We start from the raw sequence: 17,812 nt of genomic DNA on the forward strand, positions 1-17,812 counted from the left end.
CGCCTGACACGATGGTGCGAGCAACCGCGCTCCCTGTGGGAGCCGGGCTTGCCCGCGATGACGGACTGACAACCAACACCTGTGTTGAAGGTGAAACCGCTATCGCAGGCAAGCCAGCTCCCACAGGGGATCGAGGCGCTTAAACGATCGTGTTTGTTCTTACTTCTGCTTTTCCAGCTGGTGGTATTTGCCGTCTTTATCCCACTGGTAAACCACGTAGTCGGAGATTTTCAGGTCGCCCTTGGCGTCCCAGTTTTTCTCGCCCATCACGGTTTTGACCGGGTGCGATTTCAGCCACTTGGCGGCGTCTTCGCCTTTATTGGACTTGGCGCCGTTGAAGCCAGCGGCCAGGGCCTGGATCGAGGCATAGGCGTACAGGGTGTAGCCTTCAGGCTCGGTGCCGTTTTTGCGGAACTCTTCCACGACGGTCTTGCTGTATGGCAGCAGGCGCGGGTCGGCGCCGAAGGTCATGTAAACGCCGTCGACGTATTGCGCGCCGCCTGCGGTGGCGACCAGTTCGTCGGTGACGACGCCGTCATCGGACATGAACTTGACGTCCTTGAGGCCCGCTTCACGGATCTGGCGCACCAATGGACCGGCTTCAGGGTGCAGGCCGCCGAAGTACACCACATCGGCACCGGTGGAGCGGATTTTGGTGACCAGCGCGCTGAAGTCTTTCTCGCCACGGGTCAGGCCTTCTTCCAGCACCGGCTTGACGCCACGCTTGGTCAACTGCTGAGCGGTGGCGTCAGCCAGGCCTTTGCCGTAGGTGTCTTTGTCGTTGATGACCGCGACTTTCTTGCCCTTGAGCACGTCGACGATGTAGTCGCCGGCGACGATGCCTTGCTGGTCATCACGCCCGCACATACGGAACACCGCGCCCAGGCCACGTTCGGTCACCTGTGGGTTGGTGGAACCCGGGGTGATCATGATGATGCCGGCTTCGTCGTACACTTCGGAGGCCGGGATGGTGTTGGAGGAGCAGAAGTGCCCGACCACGCCGATCACTTTGTCCTGGTCCGCCAGGCGGTTGGCTACGGCCACGGCCTGCTTCGGCTCACAGGCGTCATCGCCGGCCACCAGCTTGAGTTGCTCGCCGTTGATCCCGCCGGCCTTGTTGATCACATCGGCTGCCGCTTGGGCACCCTTCATGTACTGCTCACCGAAAGCTGCGTTGGCGCCCGTCATCGGCCCCGCTACGCCAATCTTCACATCAGCTTGAACAAACGCAGAAACACCCAGCGCCGCTGCAACGGCGAGGGCCAGAAAACCTTTCTTGTAAAACGTCTGGGACATGAGTGGTGCTCCGAGGTTTTTGTTTATTGGCACTACGATTTCACTGCGAACCTTCAACTGAAACTTTCAGGGAAAGCCCAGAGCAAGCCGCGTGCCATTACGTTTTTATTCTTCAAAAAGACACGGTGTCATTGTTATTACAGGCGTTTCGACTCCTTTTGCCAGGACGTGCAACCGTCTAGCATCGAGAGGTGCAACCGATGGCGCGAAAAAGTACAACCCTGGCAGGTCGCACCTGCAACCAGACGGATAAACGACCGTTCCTACGCCTGTAACAATGTGCGTAACGGAACTGCACATTTACAGTGCGTGATTGCTACGACTTGCACCAATACAGATTAGTAGCCTGCTAAGAAAATGCAGGCTTCTGACAGGTATTTCGCTGATCAGATCACGATCCGCAGGCATTGGCCCGCGTGGTACAGCGAAAATCCAGCTTCATACAGGCAGCTGCGCAGACCCACCCCGGCCAGCGGTTGCATCGGTGCAAAGGGAATTGGCAGGGCTTGGGGATTCTGGTGACACAAATAGTCGGCAAATGCCTTGCCCACCACGCTGCCGGTGGTCACGCCCCGCCCGTTATAGCCGGTCACCGCCACCAGGCCCGGCGCGGGTTCGAACAGACGCATCAGGTGGTCCGGGGTGAAGGCGATGCAGCCGGTCCAGGTGTATTCCCATTGCACCGATTTGAGGTACGGGAAGTAATGCTGCTGCACCCGATCGGCCCACGCCTTGAGGAACCACGCAGGTTTCTGATGACCATTGCCCAGGCTGCCGAGCAACAGGCGGCCTTCTGCATCGCGGCGGATGCTGCTCAACACCTGACGCGTGTCCCACGAACCCTGCCCGCCAGGCAGGATCTGTTTGGCAGCCTCGTCCGTCAGCGGCGCCGAGGCGACCTGGTAGTAATAGCCTGGGAAGAAGTTGCGCCGCAGCTCGGTCCATTCGCCTTCGGTGTAGGCATTGGAAGCAATCACCACTTGTGCAGCCTGCACCGAGCCCTGCGCGGTTTGCACCGACCAGTTTGCGCCCTGGCGCTCCAGTTGGGTGACCGGGGAATGGTCGAAAAGCTGCCCACCCAGGCCAACCGCCGCATTCGCCAAACCACTGGTGTAGGCCATCGGGTTCAAGGTGCCCGCGCGCCGATCCAGCAGCGCGGCGGCGATCTTTTTGGTGCCGGTGGCGTGTTCGCAGGCTTGCCCGGTCAGCAACTCAACCGGCGCGCCACGGCGCTTCCATTGTGCTTCACGACTGCGTAAATCCGCCTCGCCACGGGCATTGTGCGCCATGTGCAACGTGCCCTCGCGGCGCAGTTGGCAGTCGATGCCGTACTTGTCGATCAAGCTGAACACCAACGATGGCGCTGCGCCCAACATGCGGTTGAGCTGGCTGCCCACCGCCTCGCCAAAACCGGCTTCGATCTCGTCCGGTGGAATCCACATGCCGGCGTTGACCAGCCCGACGTTACGCCCCGAACCGCCGTGGCCGGTGCGATGGGCCTCCAGCACGGCGACGCTTTTACCTTGCTCCAGCAAATGAACGGCTGCCGACAACCCGGTGATCCCGGCGCCGATCACGCACACATCCACCTTGACCTCGCCCTTGAGCGCGGCCCGGTCCGGGCGGCCAGGGGTCAGGTGCTCCCACAAACATCCTTCGCGTAATGCCATTGCCAGACTCCGATGAGACCCAACAAACCACTTTTCCGAACTGCAAATGAAGTCAAATGTGGGAGCGGGCTTGCTCGCGAAAGCGGTGTGTCAGTCAACAGATATACAGCTGATCCACCGCATTCGCGAGCAAGCCCGCACCCACATTTTCAACCGCGTCTCGACAGGGATTTAGTCGAAGGTAATACCCTGCGCCAGCGGCAATTCCAGCGAGTAGTTCACGGTATTGGTCTGGCGACGCATGTAGCCGCGCCATGCATCCGAACCCGACTCGCGCCCGCCGCCAGTCTCTTTCTCTCCGCCAAACGCGCCACCGATTTCCGCACCGCTCGGGCCGATGTTGACGTTGGCGATCCCGCAGTCACTGCCTACCGCCGACATGAACTGCTCGGCTTCACGCACATCGGTAGTGAAGATGCACGACGACAGGCCTTGCGGCACGGCGTTATTCAAACGCAGGGCTTCGGCAAAGTCGCTGTAGCCGATCACATACAGAATCGGCGCGAAGGTTTCGGTGCACACCACGTCGCTTTGCTCGGGCATTTCCACAATCGCCGGCGACACGTAGTAGGCATTCGGGAATTTATCTTCCAGCTGACGCTTGCCGCCGAACACCTTGCCGCCTTCGCTCAAGGCCTGCTCCAGGGCGTCCTGCATGTTTTCGAAGCCGTGTTTGTCGATCAGCGGACCGATCAGGTTGCCTTCCAGCGGGTGGCCGATGCGCACCTTGGAATACGCCGCCTTGAGGCGGGTCACGATTTCTTCTTTGACCGACTCATGCGCGATCAGGCGGCGCAGGCTGGTGCAACGCTGGCCGGCGGTGCCGACGGCGCTGAACAGGATGGCGCGTACGGCCATGTCCAGGTCGGCGCTTGGGCCGAGGATCATTGCGTTGTTGCCGCCCAGCTCGAGAATGCTGCGGGCGAAGCGGGCGGCGACTTTGGGCGCCACTTCGCGGCCCATGCGGGTACTGCCGGTGGCGCTGATCAGTGCCACGCGCGGGTCATCCACCAGCGCGGCGCCGGCGTCGCGACCACCGATGATCACTTGGCTCAGGTACTCGGGCGCATCGGTGAATGTTTTCAGCACACGCTCGAACAGCGCCTGGCAAGCCAGCGCGGTGAGCGGGGTCTTTTCCGACGGTTTCCAGATCACGGCGTTGCCGCACACCAGCGCCAGCGTGGTGTTCCACGCCCATACGGCCACCGGGAAGTTAAAGGCGCTGATCACGCCGACCACGCCCAGCGGGTGCCAGGTTTCACGCATATGGTGGCCCGGGCGCTCAGAGGCGATGGTCAAGCCGTACAACTGGCGCGACAGGCCGACGGCGAAGTCGCAGATGTCGATCATTTCCTGCACTTCACCCAGGCCTTCCTGAGTGATCTTGCCGGCTTCCCAGGACACCAGCTCGCCCAGGTCTGCCTTGTATTCGCGCAATACGTCGCCGAACTGGCGCACCAGCTCGCCACGGCGCGGTGCCGGCACCTTGCGCCAAGCCTCGAATGCATGCTCGGCGCGACTGACCTGTTGCTCCACCTCGGCGGCGCCTTCCCAATGCACACTGCCGATACGGCTGCCGTCGATCGGCGAATGCACGGGTTGTTTTCCCGACTGGTACAGCGCCGGGTTCACCCCGAGACGATCAAGCAATGCGGCAACCATGGGTCACTCCTTCAATTCCAAACAGAAAATTCGCGCCGCCACGGACACGGCGATCCAGGCCTTATTTGTAGCTGGCCCAAGACTTGCCAACAAACGACGATTAGGCGAGATATCATTCCGTTTATTCATGCAAAGAATAAAAAGAGGCGTGCCGTGCTGAACAAAAGACATTTGCCCTCGATCACCGCCCTGCAGTGTTTCGAAGCCGCCACCCGCCACCTGAGCTTTACCCGGGCCGCCGAGGAACTGAACCTCACGCAAAGCGCGGTGAGCAAACAGGTCGCGCAGTTGGAAGAGTTGCTGCAACACCTGCTGTTTCGCCGGGTGCGCCGCCGCTTGCAGATGACCCCGGCGGGTGATTTGTACTTGGTGGAGGTGCGAAAAATCCTCACGCAGGTGGAGATGTCCACCCATTACCTGCGCTCCTACGGCGGCGAGACCGAAGTGCTGCGGGTGTCCACGCCCTACACCTTCGGCGCGCGCTGGCTGGTGCCGCGCCTCAAAGGCTGGCGTTTACGCCATCCGCACATCCATTTGGACCTGTGCAACGAGCAGGAGCCGGACGAACTGCTGCAAGGCAAGGCCGACATGGCTTTTTACTTCGGCCAGGGCTCACGGCCCGGCACCGAGAGCCTGAAACTGTTCAGCGAAGAGTTGGTGGCGGTGTGTGCGCCGGAAAGCCTCCCTGCGCAGCCGTTCACCGACCCCACGCAACTCAGCGACCTGGTACTGCTGCAGAACGCCTCGCGGCCCCAAGGCTGGCATGACTGGTTCGCCAGCCAGGGTTTCCACACCGAGCACAGCTACCACGGGCCGCGCTTCGACACCTTCTATATGTGCATTCGCGCGGCGCAAGTGGGCTGCGGCGTGGCCTTGCTGCCGCGCTTTCTGGTGGAAGAAGAATTGGCCGAGGGCAAGCTGGTGATTCCCTGGCAGCACGCGTTACCCAGCCAGGATGCGTATTACCTGGCGTATCCGGAGCATTCGGCGGAGGTGCCCAAGGTGCGCGATTTTGTGAAGTGGATGATGGAACAGGTAAAGCCTGTTTGAGGTGCGTCGCCTGCAATACCGCCTTCGCGAGCAAGCCCGCTCCCACACTTGAAATGCATTCCAACTGTGGGAGCGGGCTTGCTCGCGAAGGCGCCAGTGGCCACAACAACAGTGCCAAGCTGAAAAAACACTGGCAAAACCCCACGGGTCTATGCGCCACTAGCGCCATTCCTTAATAGTGCGTAAAGGTCGGCGCCCATCGTCGACCCGTCTGGAGATTCCCGTTATGAGCGAGAGTGTGTTTGCCGATCGCATCGTGCAGAACTTGCTCGACACCGACTTCTACAAGCTGACCATGATGCAGGCGGTGCTGCACAACTACCCGAATGTGGAAGTTGAATGGGAGTTCCGTTGCCGCAACAGCGAAGACCTGCGCCCGTACCTGGCGGAAATCCGCTACCAGATCGAGCGCCTCGCCGAGCTGAGCCTGAGCCCGGATCAATTGGGCTTTCTGGAGCGCATCAGCTTCATGAAGCCGGACTTTTTGCGCTTCCTGGGGCTGTTCCGCTTCAACCTGCGCTATGTGCAAACCGGCATCGAGAACGGCGAGCTGTTTATCCGCCTGCGCGGGCCGTGGCTGCATGTGATCCTGTTTGAAGTACCGATGCTGGCCATCGTCAGCGAAGTGCGTAACCGCTACCGCTACCAGACCGTGATCCTCGAACAGGCCCGCGAGCAGTTGTACCGCAAATTCGACTGGCTGACCGCCAACGCCAGCAGCGACGAGCTGTCGGAACTGCAGGTGGCCGACTTCGGCACGCGCCGGCGCTTCTCGTACCGGGTGCAGGAAGAAGTGGTCAGCGTGCTCAAGCACGACTTCCCAGGCCGCTTCGTCGGCACCAGCAACGTGCACCTGGCCCGCGAATTCGACATGAAGCCGCTCGGCACCATGGCCCACGAATGGATCATGGCCCACCAGCAACTCGGGCCGCGCCTGATCGACAGCCAGATCGCCGCGCTCGACTGCTGGGTCCGCGAATACCGAGGCCTGCTGGGCATCGCGCTGACCGACTGCATCACCACCGATGCTTTCCTCGGCGACTTCGACTTGTACTTCGCCAAGCTGTTCGACGGCCTGCGCCACGATTCCGGTGACCCGGTGCAGTGGGCAGAAAAGGCCATCGCCCACTACCACAAGCTCGGCATCGAGCCGATGAGCAAGACGCTGGTGTTCTCTGACAGCCTGTCGCTGCCCAAGGCCCTGGAGATTTTCCGCGCGTTGCGCGGTCGCATTAATGTCAGCTTCGGCATCGGCACCAACCTGACCTGTGACATTCCAGGGGTTGAGCCGATGAGCATCGTGCTTAAAATGACGGCCTGCAATGGCCAGCCCGTCGCGAAAATCTCCGATGAAGCGGGCAAGACCCACTGCACCGATCCGAATTTCGTCGCCTATTTGCGTCACGTTTTCAAAGTACCTGCCCTTTCCAGCAAGGAGTGAATCATGCAAGCCGTACAGCGTGAGATTGCGCAGCAGCTCAAGGTCCAAGCCCCGTTCAAGGACCAGGCCGCCCTGGAGGCCGAAGTTGCCCGCCGCGTGACCTTTATCCAGGATTGCCTGCGCAATTCCGGGCTCAAGACCTTGGTGCTGGGCATCAGCGGTGGCGTCGACTCCCTGACCGCCGGCCTGCTGGCCCAACGTGCGATGCGCGAACTGCGGGCCAGCAGCGGCGACGAGGCCTACCGTTTCATCGCCGTGCGCCTGCCCTACGAAACCCAGTTCGACGAAATCGACGCTCAGGCTTCGGTGGACTTCATCGAACCGGACGAGCGCCACACTGTGAACATCGGCCCGGCGGTCAAATCCCTGGCCAATGAAGTGGCGGCCTTTGAAGGCAAGGCGGCGGTGTCGCGTGATTTTGTACTGGGCAACACCAAGGCGCGCATGCGCATGGTGGCGCAGTACACCATCGCTGGCGCGGCCGGTGGCCTGGTGATCGGCACCGACCATGCGGCGGAAGCGGTCATGGGCTTTTTCACCAAGTTTGGTGATGGTGCCTGCGACCTGGCGCCATTGAGCGGGCTGGTGAAAAACCAGGTACGTGCGATTGCTCGGCACTTTGGTGCGCCGGAATCGCTGGTGGAGAAGATCCCGACGGCCGACCTCGAAGACTTGTCGCCAGGCAAGCCGGACGAAGCATCCCACGGCGTGACGTACGCCGAGATTGATGCCTTCCTGCACGGCGAGCCAGTGCGTGAAGAGGCGTTCAAGATCATTTGCGACACGTATCGCAAGACCGAGCACAAGCGGGTCATGCCATTCGCGCCGTGAGGTGAGCCAGATAGTTTTGTACTGATTGTTAGATCGCCTTCGCGAGCAAGCCCGCTCCCACATTTGAACGCATCCTCATGCTGGAACTCGATCAAGTGTGGGAGCGAGCTTGCTCGCGAAGAACGATAACGCGGTACTACAGGCCGCCCACAAAAAAGCGCCCCGCAAGGCGCTTTTTTTTCGACCGGAATCGGCTTACTTGACGGTCACAGTGCCTTTCATCATCGAGATGTGGCCTGGGAACGAGCAGAAGAACGCGTAATCCGTACCGGCGGCCAGTTTCGACACATCGAAGGTCACGGCGTCTTTCTCGCCAGCACCAATGATCTTGGTGTGGGCGATGATGCGCGTGTCGCCGTCTTTGAGGTAATTCTTTTCAATGCCGGCGGCCATGCCGTCGCTGGCGATGCCAGGCATGTCGGCGGCGGAGCTCAGCACCCAGTTATGGCCCATGACGTTCTTCGGCAAGCTGCCGGAGTGTTCCAGGTTTACGGTGAACGTCTTGCAGCTCTTGTCGATGGTGATTTCTTTGGTGTTGAAGGACATCTGGTCGGTGGAATCAACAGTGACCGCGCACTCTGCAGCAAGCAACTGGCCGCTCGCCAGTGTCAGCAGGGAAACAGCAACGATTTTGGCAAACATGTGAATCTCCATGGCAGGGTTTAAAAAACGCGTATTGCGACAAGGGTGCCTCAAGCAGGCTTGAATTCTTATGATCTGCATCAACAGATTGTATACAACTTTAGGCTATCAGACTGATCAACACAATCTACCAGCCAAAGTTCGACCACCTGCCTATGATCAGCTCATCCCCCTTGGAGCCCGCGCCATGCATCTGAATCAACTGTTCAACGGTCTGCTGGCCGCGTACGCCTGCGGTAAGTGAAGGCCAACCGCGCCGCTAAGCTGCTACCATAGCGACCCAAGGCAGCTGCGCGCCGCCACCCTCACCTTCGACCCTAGAGGATCGCCCATGGCCAAACCTAATTACTCCTTCGCCAAACGTCAGAGAGACTTGGCCAAGGAGCAGAAGAAAGAGGAAAAGCTGCAACGCAAGAAAGCCGCTGCAGATGAAGAAGCAAGTGCACTGAACCCGGATGCCGAAGGTGAAGTGGCAACCGACGAAACCGAGACACCGAAAGACCCGGCTGAATAAATTCTGTTGAGGTGAGCAGGCCTTCCCTGCTCGCCTCAATCCAATGCTATTGCAGCGGCATCACCGTCACCCGCACCTCCGGGTCATGGTTCCCTCCTCCCAGAATCACCCCCCGCAACGGCGACACATCCGAGAAATCCCGGCCCCAGGCCAAGGTGATGTGCTCCAGTGCCGGCTGCACATTGTTGGTCGGATCAAAATCTACCCAGCCCGACACCGGGCAAAACACCGAAACCCACGCGTGCGACGCATCGGCGCCGATCAGCCGTGGCTGGCCGGGCGGTGGCTGCGTAAGCAGATAGCCACTGATGTACCGCGCTGCCAGGCCACGCGAGCGCAGGCACGCTAGCATCAGGTGGGCGAAGTCCTGGCACACGCCGCGTCGGCGCTCCAGCACTTCCACCAGCGGCGTGGCGACCTGAGTGGCTTCGGCATCGAAGGTGAACTCGCTGAAAATCTTCTCCATCAACGCCTGCACGCCGAGCAGCAACGGCTCGCCGGGCGGAAAACAGCTTTCGGAAAACTCGACGAAGGTTTTTTTCAGGTGCACGTAGGGCGACTCGAAGCGATAGCGGCAGGCTTCGATCAGTTCGGCTGACAGCGGCTGGCTGCTGTAAGTCAGGCTGTCGCGGGTCTGATCCCAGGCCGGCGACTGCTGAAAATCCAGCGCAGGCCGCGCCAGCACTTCGACGGTCAGCCCTGCATTCACCAGCAGTTCATCATGGGGCCGTTCGAACGCCAGCCGGGTGATCGGGTTGCCGAACACGTCCAGCTCATCGCGCCGCGCCGTCGGCTCCGGGCTGATGTCCAGTTGCTGCGAACTGCAACGCTGCCACGCGCACGGCCGTGGCCACAAGTGCGCCAGCTGTTGCGCCAGCGACACCGGGCTGTCGTAGTGGTAGTGGGTATCGTGAAAAATCTGGTAGCGCGCACTCATCACACCGACACCGTCTGCTGGCTGACATCATCCACATGGGCAAAATGGCGCAACGCCAGGCGATCCGACACTTGCCCACTCTCATCGGCCACCGCTTGCAGCAGGTCAGCCAGGCCACCCAACGCGGCACGCACGCTGGACTCGCCGAACAGCGGGTTCTCCAGGCAACCCAGGTCAAAACGTGCCAGGCGCTCCACCAGCGGCGCCAGCCCGGTTTCCCGAGGCACACCGAAGTCATCGTTAAGACGACGTAACGTGCGGCTGACCAGTTTCAGCTGGAACAGCACCGCATGCGGGTTCTGCTCATCCAGCAACAACAGGTCGAGTACCGGGATCAACTGCGGCACCGCCAGGTAGCGCGAGCGATAGGTGATGCTGCTGTTACCCAACTCCAGCAGCCACTCAAGCCCGGCCTGATCAAACACCGCCACACCACGCAGGAATGCCGCCAGGCTGCTGCTCAGGAACTGCAGGCGCTCGATGCGCCGGCCCATCATCAAGAAGCGCCAGCCTTCATCACGGGTCATGTCATCCAGGGCAAAGCCGGACAGCGCCGCCAGGGACATCACCAGGCGGTTGAGGAAATCCAGCAGCTCGCCGAAGTCCGGGGTCTGGCTTTCCAGCTCCAGGGCTTCGCGCTGCAACTCGACCAAGGCCTGCCAGTTTTCTCGCGACAGCTTGCCGCGCACCTGGGACGCCGCCCACTGCAGACGCTGCAGGTTGGCGCGCAGGCTCGATGGCCAGTCATCGCCAAGCAAGGCGGCAAGCAGCCGCTCGGGCAATTCCCCTTCTTCGGGCAGCAAGCGCAGGGTCTCGCCCAGCTCGACCGCCGCCTGCAAGGCCAGCGGATCGTCACCGTCCACGTACCGCGCCAGCACAATCCGCAACCAGCGCGCACTGTCATCACAGCGCTCGCAGTAACGGCCAAACCAAAACAGGTTTTCCACCACGCGTGACGGCAGGTAGGGGTCGCGGCGCACCAGATCGTGGGCGCCAATTGGCCGCTGCGCGCGCCACTGCTCGCTACCGGCAGCGCTTTCGCCCAGCACCCACGTGTCTTTGCTCGCGCCGCCGCGTTGCATCGATACCACCTCGGCGTCGGCCTCGGCCGCCACACGGGTGAGGCCGCCGGGCAGCACGCGATAACCTTCGTCGCTGGCCACCGCGTACACGCGCATGCCGATGGCGCGGTGCTGCAAATGGTCATCCACGGTATGCCACACCGGCGCCTGGGACAGTTGCGCCAATTCCTGGGCGACATACGCATAAGGCCGCGCACGCATACGTTCGGCCAGCGCCTGGCGTTGTTCGTCGTTCAAGTCGCGGCCAAATACCGGGGCGAAACTTTGCGATGGAAACGCCGGTTTGATCAGCAGCTCGGGCAGTTTATCCAAGGCCTCAGCGAGCACCGGCGCCTCACCGCACCACCAGGTGGCGATGGACGGCAGGATCAATTCTTCGCCAAACAGGAACTGGTTGATCTTCGGCAAAAAGCCGAGCAAGCCCGGCGACTCCAGCACGCCGCTGCCCAGGGCATTGGCCACCAACACATTGCCTTGGCGCACGGCATCCAGCAGGCCGGGCACGCCCAGGGCAGAGTCGGTGCGCAGCTCCAGCGGGTCGCAGAAGTCGTCGTCCAGGCGACGCATGATCGCGTGCACCCGGCGCAGGCCGCTGAGGGTTTTCAGGAACACGGTGCTGTCGCGCACGGTGAGGTCGCCGCCTTCCACCAACGGGTAGCCGAGCTGTCGCGCCAGGTACAGGTGTTCGAAATAGCTCTCGTTGAAACGCCCCGGCGTGAGCAGCACGATCAGCGGTGATTGGTCGTCGCAGGAAGCCTGGCGGGCCAGGGTTTCCTGCAGCGTGCGGAAGAAACCGGTGAGGTGCTGAACCTGCAGGTCACGGTACAAATCCGGAAAGGCGCGGGACACGATGGTGCGGTTTTCCAACGCATAACCCGCGCCCGAAGGCGCCTGGGTACGGTCGGCGGTGACCCACCAGCGGCCATCCGGGGTGCGCGCCAGGTCCACGGCGTACAGGTGCAGAAAGGTACCGTCCGGCGGCTGGATGCCCTGGCACGGCCAGAGGAAGTTGTTATGCCCTAACACCAGCTCAGCCGGCAGCAGGCCTTCTTTGATCAGGCGCTGCGGGCCATACATGTCGGCCAACACGGCATTGAGCAGGCGCGCACGCTGGGCGATACCGGCCGACAAGTGCCGCCACTCATCGGCGGCCAGCACATGCGGGAGTAAGTCCAGCTCCCATGGGCGATCGGCGCCCTTGGGGTCGGCGTAGACGTTGTAGGTCACGCCGTTTTCCTGGATCTGCCGGGTCAGCAGCGCCTGGCGCTGGGCCAGTTGCGCGGGCGTGCTGCGTTGCAGGTGATCAAGCAAGCGCTGCCAATGGGCACGCACCGCGCCACTGTCGTCCAGCAGTTCGTGGTAAGTGCCCGCGGTCAGCGGGTAACGGTCGAGCAAGTCGGACATGGAACGCTCGGCAGAGGCAAGGGAAGTCAGGTTAACTCACATTCACTGCAATCTATTGTGGGAGCTGGCTTGCCTGCGATTGCGATTTCCAGCCACCTTATTGGCTGGTTGATATATCGCTATCGCAGGCAAGCCTGCTCCCACATTTAAATCGCATTCAGTCATTTTTATTGGGGAAACGCCGCAAATCCAGGGTCATGGGTAGTTCGTCATTGATAACCAAAGGTGGCACAGGCAACTTGCCAGGGCTATGCCCCAAGCGGAAAAACCGCGCCATACGCCGGCTCTCTGCCTCATTGGCGTTCACCGGCAAGCTGTCGTAATTGCGCCCGCCAGGATGGGCGACATGATACTGGCAGCCGCCCAGCGAGCGTTGCATCCAAGTGTCGAGCAGGTCGAATACCAGCGGCGCGTGCACCGCGATGGTCGGCTGCAGGCAGTTGGCCGGTTGCCAGGCGCGGTAGCGCACGCCGGCGACAAACTCACCCACGCGCCCGGTCGGCTGCAGGGGCACCGGAATGCCATTGCACGTCAGCAAATAGCGTTGTGGCGGCAGCCCGCTCAACTTCACCTGCAAGCGCTCAAGCGACGAATCCACATAGCGCACCGTGCCGCCCACCGCGCCCTCCTCGCCCAGTACGTGCCAAGGCTCCAGAGCCTGGCGCAGTTCCAGTTCGATGCCGCTGACGGCGTAGTCGCCGACCTTGGGGAAACGAAACTCCAGGTGCGCGGCAAACCATTCGGCTCGCAGCGGGTAACCGGCGGCGTTCAGTTCGACGATCACGTCGGCGAAATCCTGCTCGATGAAGTGCGGCAACAGGAAGCGGTCATGCAGCTCGGTGCCCCAGCGCGCCAGTTTTGGCGGCGCGTACGGCTCACGCCAGAAACGCGCGACCAAAGCGCGCAGCAGCAATTGCTGGGTCAGGCTCATGCGCGCATGCGGCGGCATTTCAAACGCGCGCAGCTCCAGCAAACCCAGGCGTCCGGTGGCGCCGTCCGGTGAGTAAAGCTTGTCGATGCAGAATTCGGCGCGGTGGGTGTTGCCCGTTACGTCGATCAGCAGGTTGCGCAGCAGGCGGTCGACCAACCACGGCGGGCATTCTTCGCCGGGCTCGGGCATCTGCGCGAAGGCAATTTCGAGCTCGTACAGCGCGTCGTTTCGCGCCTCATCCACTCGGGGTGCCTGGGAGGTCGGACCGATAAACAGCCCGGAAAACAGGTACGACAGCGACGGGTGGTTATGCCAGTAACTGATCAAACTGCGCAGCAAGTCCGGGCGGCGCAGGAACGGCGAATCCTTGGGCGTGGCGCCGCCGAGCACAAAGTGGTTACCACCGCCGGTTCCGGTGTGGCGACCGTCGATCATGAATTTCTCTGTGGTGAGGCGGGTTTGCCGCGCCTCTTCGTAGAGAAATTCGGTGCGCTCGACCAACTCGTCCCACGTGGCGGACGGCTGCACGTTGACCTCAATCACACCCGGGTCCGGCGTGACCCGGAAGTTGCTCAGGCGCGTGTCGAACGGCGGCTCGTAGCCTTCCAGCAACACCGGGCAATGCAGCTCCTCGGCGGTGGCTTCGATGGCGGCCACCAGTTCGAGGTAGTCCTCGACGCGCTCCAGCGGCGGCATAAACAGATACAGCCGCCCTTCGCGCGCTTCAGCGCACAAGGCAGTGCGGGTCAGCCAATCGGCGGACTCGTCCACCTTCGGCACGCGCTCATCGCTGGGCGCGGGTTCGCCGTGGCTTTGCAAGTGTGAAGCACTCGGCAGCGCCGGCTGATCCTGGTTCGGGTCGGTCGGGTGCACAAACGGGTACTCCGCCGCCGTCACCCAAGGCTGCGAGGCCAACGGCAGGCGATAGCCCAGCGGCGAATCGCCCGGCACCAGGCGGCAGTGGTTGTCGCGCAGGTACCAGCGCCCACTCTGCCAGCGGTCATTGGCGGCCGTGCGCGCCAGCGGCAACACTTGGCCGATGACTTTATCCAGGCCCTGGCTGAAGACTTTGCGCAGGCGTTCACGCTCCAGGTCGTCGCTCAGCCGTGGGTCTTGGGCGGTGACATTTTGCGGCAGCGCGCCTTCGCGCCACAGGTAGTAGAAATTGTCTTCGAAGGCCGGAAACACGAAGCGCGCCGGCAACTTCAGGCGCTCGGCGACGCTGGCCAGGAAGCGTCCGGCCATCACGCCGTCGGCGCCGTAATCCTGCTGTTCATCGGCGATCAGCGCGCTGTTGTGCCAGATTGGCACGCCGTCGCGGCGCCAGTAACAATTGAGCGACCAGCGCGGCAGTTGCTCGCCGGGGTACCACTTGCCCTGGCCGAAGTGCACCAGCCCCGTGGGCGCGTAGTGTTTGCGCATGCGCTGGAACAACTCGGCAGACAGGCGACGCTTGTCCGGCCCCAGCGCAGCGGTGTTCCACTCGGCGCCATCGGGGTCGTCGATGGAAACAAAGGTCGGCTCGCCGCCCATGGTCAGGCGTACATCGTCCTTGAGCAGGTCGCCGTCGATCTGCCGGCCCAGCGCCTGGATCGCCAGCCACTGCTCTTCGGTGTAGGGCTTAGTGACACGGGGCGCTTCCCAAATCCGCTCAACCGACATCTCGTGGGTAAATTCGCACTCGCAAGGCTCCACCAGCCCACTGATCGGCGCAGCGGACGACGGATCGGGACTACAGGCCAACGGGATATGACCTTCACCGGCGAACAGCCCGGAGGTCGCATCCAGGCCGATCCAGCCGGCGCCGGGCAAATACACTTCGCACCAGGCGTGCAGGTCGGTGAAATCCACTTCGGTGCCGGAAGGACCGTCGAGGGCTTTGACGTCGGCGGTCAGTTGGATCAGGTAGCCGGACACAAAACGCGCCGCCAACCCCAGATTGCGCAGCAACTGCACCAACAGCCAGGCCGAATCGCGGCAGGAGCCAGAAGCGTTTTGCAGGGTGAACTCCGGGGTTTGCACACCCGGCTCCATGCGGATCAGGTAGCCGATATCAGCCGCCAGGCGCTGGTTGAGGCCGACCAGAAAGTCCACGGCCGGCAAGGGCGTGCGGTCGATGCCGGCCAGGTAGGCGGCAAACTTCGGTGTCAGCGGCAGGGTTTCCAGGTACGGCGCCAGCTCGCGCTGCTCATCGGCGGCGTAGCTGAAAGGGATCTTTTCGGCGTAGGGCTCAAGGAAAAAGTCGAACGGATTGAATACCGCCATCTCAGCGACAAGGTCGACTTCAATGCGCAGCTGGTCAGTCTTTTCCGGGAACACCAGGCGCGCCAGGTAATTGCCCTGCGGGTCCTGCTGCCAATTGATGAAGTGCTGCTCGGGCAGCACTTTGAGTGCGTAGGACAAAATCCGCGTGCGGCTATGGGCAGCCGGGCGCAAACGCACGATCTGTGGGCCGAGTTCGACAGCGCGGTCGTAGCGGTAATGCGTAACGTGGTGCAACGCGACATGAATCGACACGGCGGCCTCCTGCGAGCCAGGGCATGGACACAAAGCGCGCAAGACTTATGCCAGAGCGGCCGTCATTGCGCTTTATCGTAAGACCCGCTGCAGTACAGCACCAAAACAGCGCCATCGTCAGTGCGATGGTGCATACGCTGCACATCTTTGTGGCGTGTGCGCGCGATTGGGGTGGTGAATCTACCCAGTCAAGCAGCCTTGGACGCGTTGCGCAGGCGCCGTACCTCAACCAATTTCCTGACCATCGCCCGATAGCCCTTGCTGTTGATCAGCAACAACCCGAGCAATGGCCAGAACAGGCTTTCACTGTAGATAAACCAGTGCGGGTGAAACTGCAGCGTCGGCAGCACCACCAGCAGGCACACCACAAAAAAGCCGACCATGCCCCACACCGCCCAGGCGTGCCCGCGCACGACCAGGAAGTTGCTGTTGACCACGAACAAGGCCGCGAAGATCACCACGAACCACGAGACGGTGGCATTGGTGGCCATGGGCACGTCGGCAAAATAGGTGGCGGCCGCCAGGGAAATTGCGCCGGAACCGCCCAGGCAACCGGCGAGAATCACGCCGATGAACGAGGGGAAATGTTCCAGCAAAAAGGGTTTCAATGACGGGGCGCCATTCATTATTCAAGCTCCTCGTACAACCCTATCGCCAAGGTTTTGAGCTGTTTGGGGTTGTCCGAGCGCACCAGCCCCCAGACGCTCAGCCCTGCACTGAAAGCGTCGCCGAGCTGGACGATGGTGGCGTGCTTGAGCTGCGTGTGGGTAAAGCGCTTGGGCAAATCGCCGCGCAATTGCAGCAGCTTGCGCATCTTGGTCGACATCTGTGGGTCGGCGATTTTCAGCAGCTCTTTTGTCAGCTTTTCCCGCTCCTGACCGTTCAGGCCTTTGAGCACTTGGCGCAGGGTTTTGCCGGTGGATGCACGGGCCACATTGACCAATTTGACCGTGGTCAGCGCAGACGCACCCACGCCCACCAAGGCAGCGCCATCCATGATCTTGGTAGCGGTCTGGTACCACTCCTCGTTATCCAGATAGTCATTCATGCCAGGGTTGACGATCTCATTGCGGGTGCGAAAGGCCCCCATCAGGCAGGACGCCGTACTGGCGGTTGCGCTGGTGTAGCCAATGACGGTGATGACCGAGCTGGCACCACCGCTGAACGGCACCGCGATGGTGCCGCTTAACATCACCAGCCAACCCAGCACCGCGCCGCCGCAGGACAAGGTGGTGTTGAAGGCTTCGCTGATCAACCGCGACTCGCGCGCGTTATTCATCACTTGGTCAGCAAACTGCGCTGGCGCGACGTATTTCTGCGCCTCGCGCACAATGATGCGCTTGGGCTGAATGCTGCAGATGGGCTTGAACTCACGCAGGGTGACGACATTGAAGTCGGCGTCGATATACACCACGCCTGCACCAACGATGTTGGGGTCGGCGTCGATGGCAGCAAATATCCGCGGCAGGTTGAGTTCGCTTTCGATGCGCTGGCGCGCCATGAATTGCGAGCGGTTGGAGTCCATGCCGATACCGGCCAGGGGGTTGCCCATGGGGGGTGATCTTCCTTGAAATGGGTGATGACTGAACTGACGCCTTCGCGAGCAAGCCCGCTCCCACATTCTTCCGAGTTCCAGCATGAGAATGCGCTCGAATGTGGGAGCGGGCTTGCTCGCGAAGGCGATTCAATGCGCGCCACCTTAACAAACAGGTTACCCACCGACTAGAAAGCAAAACGCCAGCACGAGGCTGGCGTTCTGCATATTCAGGCTGCGATCAACGCGGCACGACCGGCTTGCGCGCAGGCTTGCCGCCTTTGCCCTTGGCCGCGTCGGC

General features: G+C 61.7%; 13 protein-coding genes. 4 read left to right on the forward strand and 9 right to left on the reverse strand.

The features are described from left to right. Positions 1-159: 159 nt before the first annotated feature. From AACV02_RS26340 to amaB, 3 genes are all read right to left on the reverse strand, one after another. Positions 160-1,296 (reverse strand): branched-chain amino acid ABC transporter substrate-binding protein, encoded by a 1,137-nt coding sequence (locus AACV02_RS26340; protein WP_119737884.1) that lies wholly within the window; start codon positions 1,294-1,296, stop codon positions 160-162. A gap of 386 nt (positions 1,297-1,682) precedes the next feature. Continuing rightward, a complete protein-coding gene (gene amaA, locus AACV02_RS26345) occupies positions 1,683-2,966 on the reverse strand; it encodes an L-pipecolate oxidase (protein WP_119737886.1) in 1,284 nt (427 codons plus the stop codon). A gap of 171 nt (positions 2,967-3,137) precedes the next feature. Next, the gene (gene amaB / locus AACV02_RS26350; protein ID WP_119737889.1) at positions 3,138-4,628 is read right to left on the reverse strand and encodes an L-piperidine-6-carboxylate dehydrogenase; all 1,491 of its coding nucleotides are present in this window, start codon (positions 4,626-4,628) and stop codon (positions 3,138-3,140) included. 153 nt (positions 4,629-4,781) lie between these two features. Here amaB and AACV02_RS26355 point away from each other — a divergent pair, with 153 nt between their 5' ends. The 3 genes from AACV02_RS26355 (at position 4,782) to nadE (ending at position 7,950) form a co-directional block, all read left to right on the forward strand. Then, positions 4,782-5,678, forward strand: coding sequence for a LysR family transcriptional regulator (locus AACV02_RS26355; protein ID WP_119737891.1), 897 nt, complete (start codon positions 4,782-4,784; stop codon positions 5,676-5,678). Between the two features lie 226 nt (positions 5,679-5,904). Then, positions 5,905-7,119: a nicotinate phosphoribosyltransferase gene (gene pncB / locus AACV02_RS26360; RefSeq protein ID WP_065900159.1), complete on the forward strand. Its 1,215-nt coding sequence runs from the start codon at positions 5,905-5,907 to the stop codon at positions 7,117-7,119. 3 nt (positions 7,120-7,122) lie between these two features. Continuing rightward, on the forward strand, positions 7,123-7,950 hold the full coding sequence (nadE, locus tag AACV02_RS26365) for an ammonia-dependent NAD(+) synthetase (protein ID WP_119737893.1): 828 nt from the start codon (positions 7,123-7,125) through the stop codon (positions 7,948-7,950). Positions 7,951-8,145: 195 nt separating this feature from the next. On the opposite strand, the gene azu is transcribed toward nadE, so the two are convergent. Further along, a complete protein-coding gene (gene azu / locus AACV02_RS26370) occupies positions 8,146-8,592 on the reverse strand; it encodes an azurin (protein ID WP_119737895.1) in 447 nt (148 codons plus the stop codon). A 331-nt stretch (positions 8,593-8,923) separates the two neighbouring features. On the opposite strand from azu, the gene AACV02_RS26375 reads away from it, so the two are divergent. Next, positions 8,924-9,106, forward strand: a complete 183-nt coding sequence (locus AACV02_RS26375) for a hypothetical protein (RefSeq protein WP_106577640.1) — start codon at positions 8,924-8,926, stop codon at positions 9,104-9,106. A 46-nt stretch (positions 9,107-9,152) separates the two neighbouring features. Here the strand turns inward: AACV02_RS26375 and AACV02_RS26380 are convergent, their stop codons facing one another. The 5 genes from AACV02_RS26380 to AACV02_RS26400 all read right to left on the reverse strand — a co-directional run bounded on the left by AACV02_RS26380 (position 9,153) and on the right by AACV02_RS26400 (position 17,529). Then, complete coding sequence (locus AACV02_RS26380; protein ID WP_119737897.1) at positions 9,153-10,043, reverse strand: transglutaminase family protein; 891 nt, start codon at positions 10,041-10,043, stop codon at positions 9,153-9,155. Then, positions 10,043-12,529, reverse strand: a complete 2,487-nt coding sequence (locus AACV02_RS26385) for a circularly permuted type 2 ATP-grasp protein (RefSeq protein WP_119737899.1) — start codon at positions 12,527-12,529, stop codon at positions 10,043-10,045. Before AACV02_RS26385 ends, AACV02_RS26380 begins: the two co-directional genes overlap by 1 nt. 157 nt (positions 12,530-12,686) lie before the next feature. Next, a complete protein-coding gene (locus tag AACV02_RS26390; protein WP_119737901.1) occupies positions 12,687-15,977 on the reverse strand; it encodes a transglutaminase family protein in 3,291 nt (1,096 codons plus the stop codon). Positions 15,978-16,165: 188 nt separating this feature from the next. Beyond that, entirely contained in the window at positions 16,166-16,603 is a 438-nt protein-coding gene (locus tag AACV02_RS26395) for a hypothetical protein (RefSeq protein ID WP_119737903.1), read from the reverse strand. After that, positions 16,603-17,529, reverse strand: a complete 927-nt coding sequence (locus AACV02_RS26400; protein WP_119737905.1) for an NAD synthetase — start codon at positions 17,527-17,529, stop codon at positions 16,603-16,605. Before AACV02_RS26400 ends, AACV02_RS26395 begins: the two co-directional genes overlap by 1 nt. Positions 17,530-17,812: the final 283 nt, after the last annotated feature.

Source organism: Pseudomonas sp. Larv2_ips (assembly GCF_963879675.1).
In the GTDB taxonomy this organism is placed as follows: domain Bacteria; phylum Pseudomonadota; class Gammaproteobacteria; order Pseudomonadales; family Pseudomonadaceae; genus Aquipseudomonas.

What these genes read in the sequence shown, in the direction of transcription:
- AACV02_RS26340 (WP_119737884.1), bottom strand. Translation starts at nt 1,296, where the DNA reads ATGTCCCAGACGTTTTACAAGAAAGGTTTTCTGGCCCTCGCCGTTGCA.
- amaA (WP_119737886.1), bottom strand. Translation starts at nt 2,966, where the DNA reads ATGGCATTACGCGAAGGATGTTTGTGGGAGCACCTGACCCCTGGCCGC.
- amaB (WP_119737889.1), bottom strand. Translation starts at nt 4,628, where the DNA reads ATGGTTGCCGCATTGCTTGATCGTCTCGGGGTGAACCCGGCGCTGTAC.
- pncB (WP_065900159.1), top strand. Translation starts at nt 5,905, where the DNA reads ATGAGCGAGAGTGTGTTTGCCGATCGCATCGTGCAGAACTTGCTCGAC.
- nadE (WP_119737893.1), top strand. Translation starts at nt 7,123, where the DNA reads ATGCAAGCCGTACAGCGTGAGATTGCGCAGCAGCTCAAGGTCCAAGCC.
- azu (WP_119737895.1), bottom strand. Translation starts at nt 8,592, where the DNA reads ATGTTTGCCAAAATCGTTGCTGTTTCCCTGCTGACACTGGCGAGCGGC.
- AACV02_RS26375 (WP_106577640.1), top strand. Translation starts at nt 8,924, where the DNA reads ATGGCCAAACCTAATTACTCCTTCGCCAAACGTCAGAGAGACTTGGCC.
- AACV02_RS26380 (WP_119737897.1), bottom strand. Translation starts at nt 10,043, where the DNA reads ATGAGTGCGCGCTACCAGATTTTTCACGATACCCACTACCACTACGAC.
- AACV02_RS26385 (WP_119737899.1), bottom strand. Translation starts at nt 12,529, where the DNA reads ATGTCCGACTTGCTCGACCGTTACCCGCTGACCGCGGGCACTTACCAC.
- AACV02_RS26395 (WP_119737903.1), bottom strand. Translation starts at nt 16,603, where the DNA reads ATGAATGGCGCCCCGTCATTGAAACCCTTTTTGCTGGAACATTTCCCC.
- AACV02_RS26400 (WP_119737905.1), bottom strand. Translation starts at nt 17,529, where the DNA reads ATGGGCAACCCCCTGGCCGGTATCGGCATGGACTCCAACCGCTCGCAA.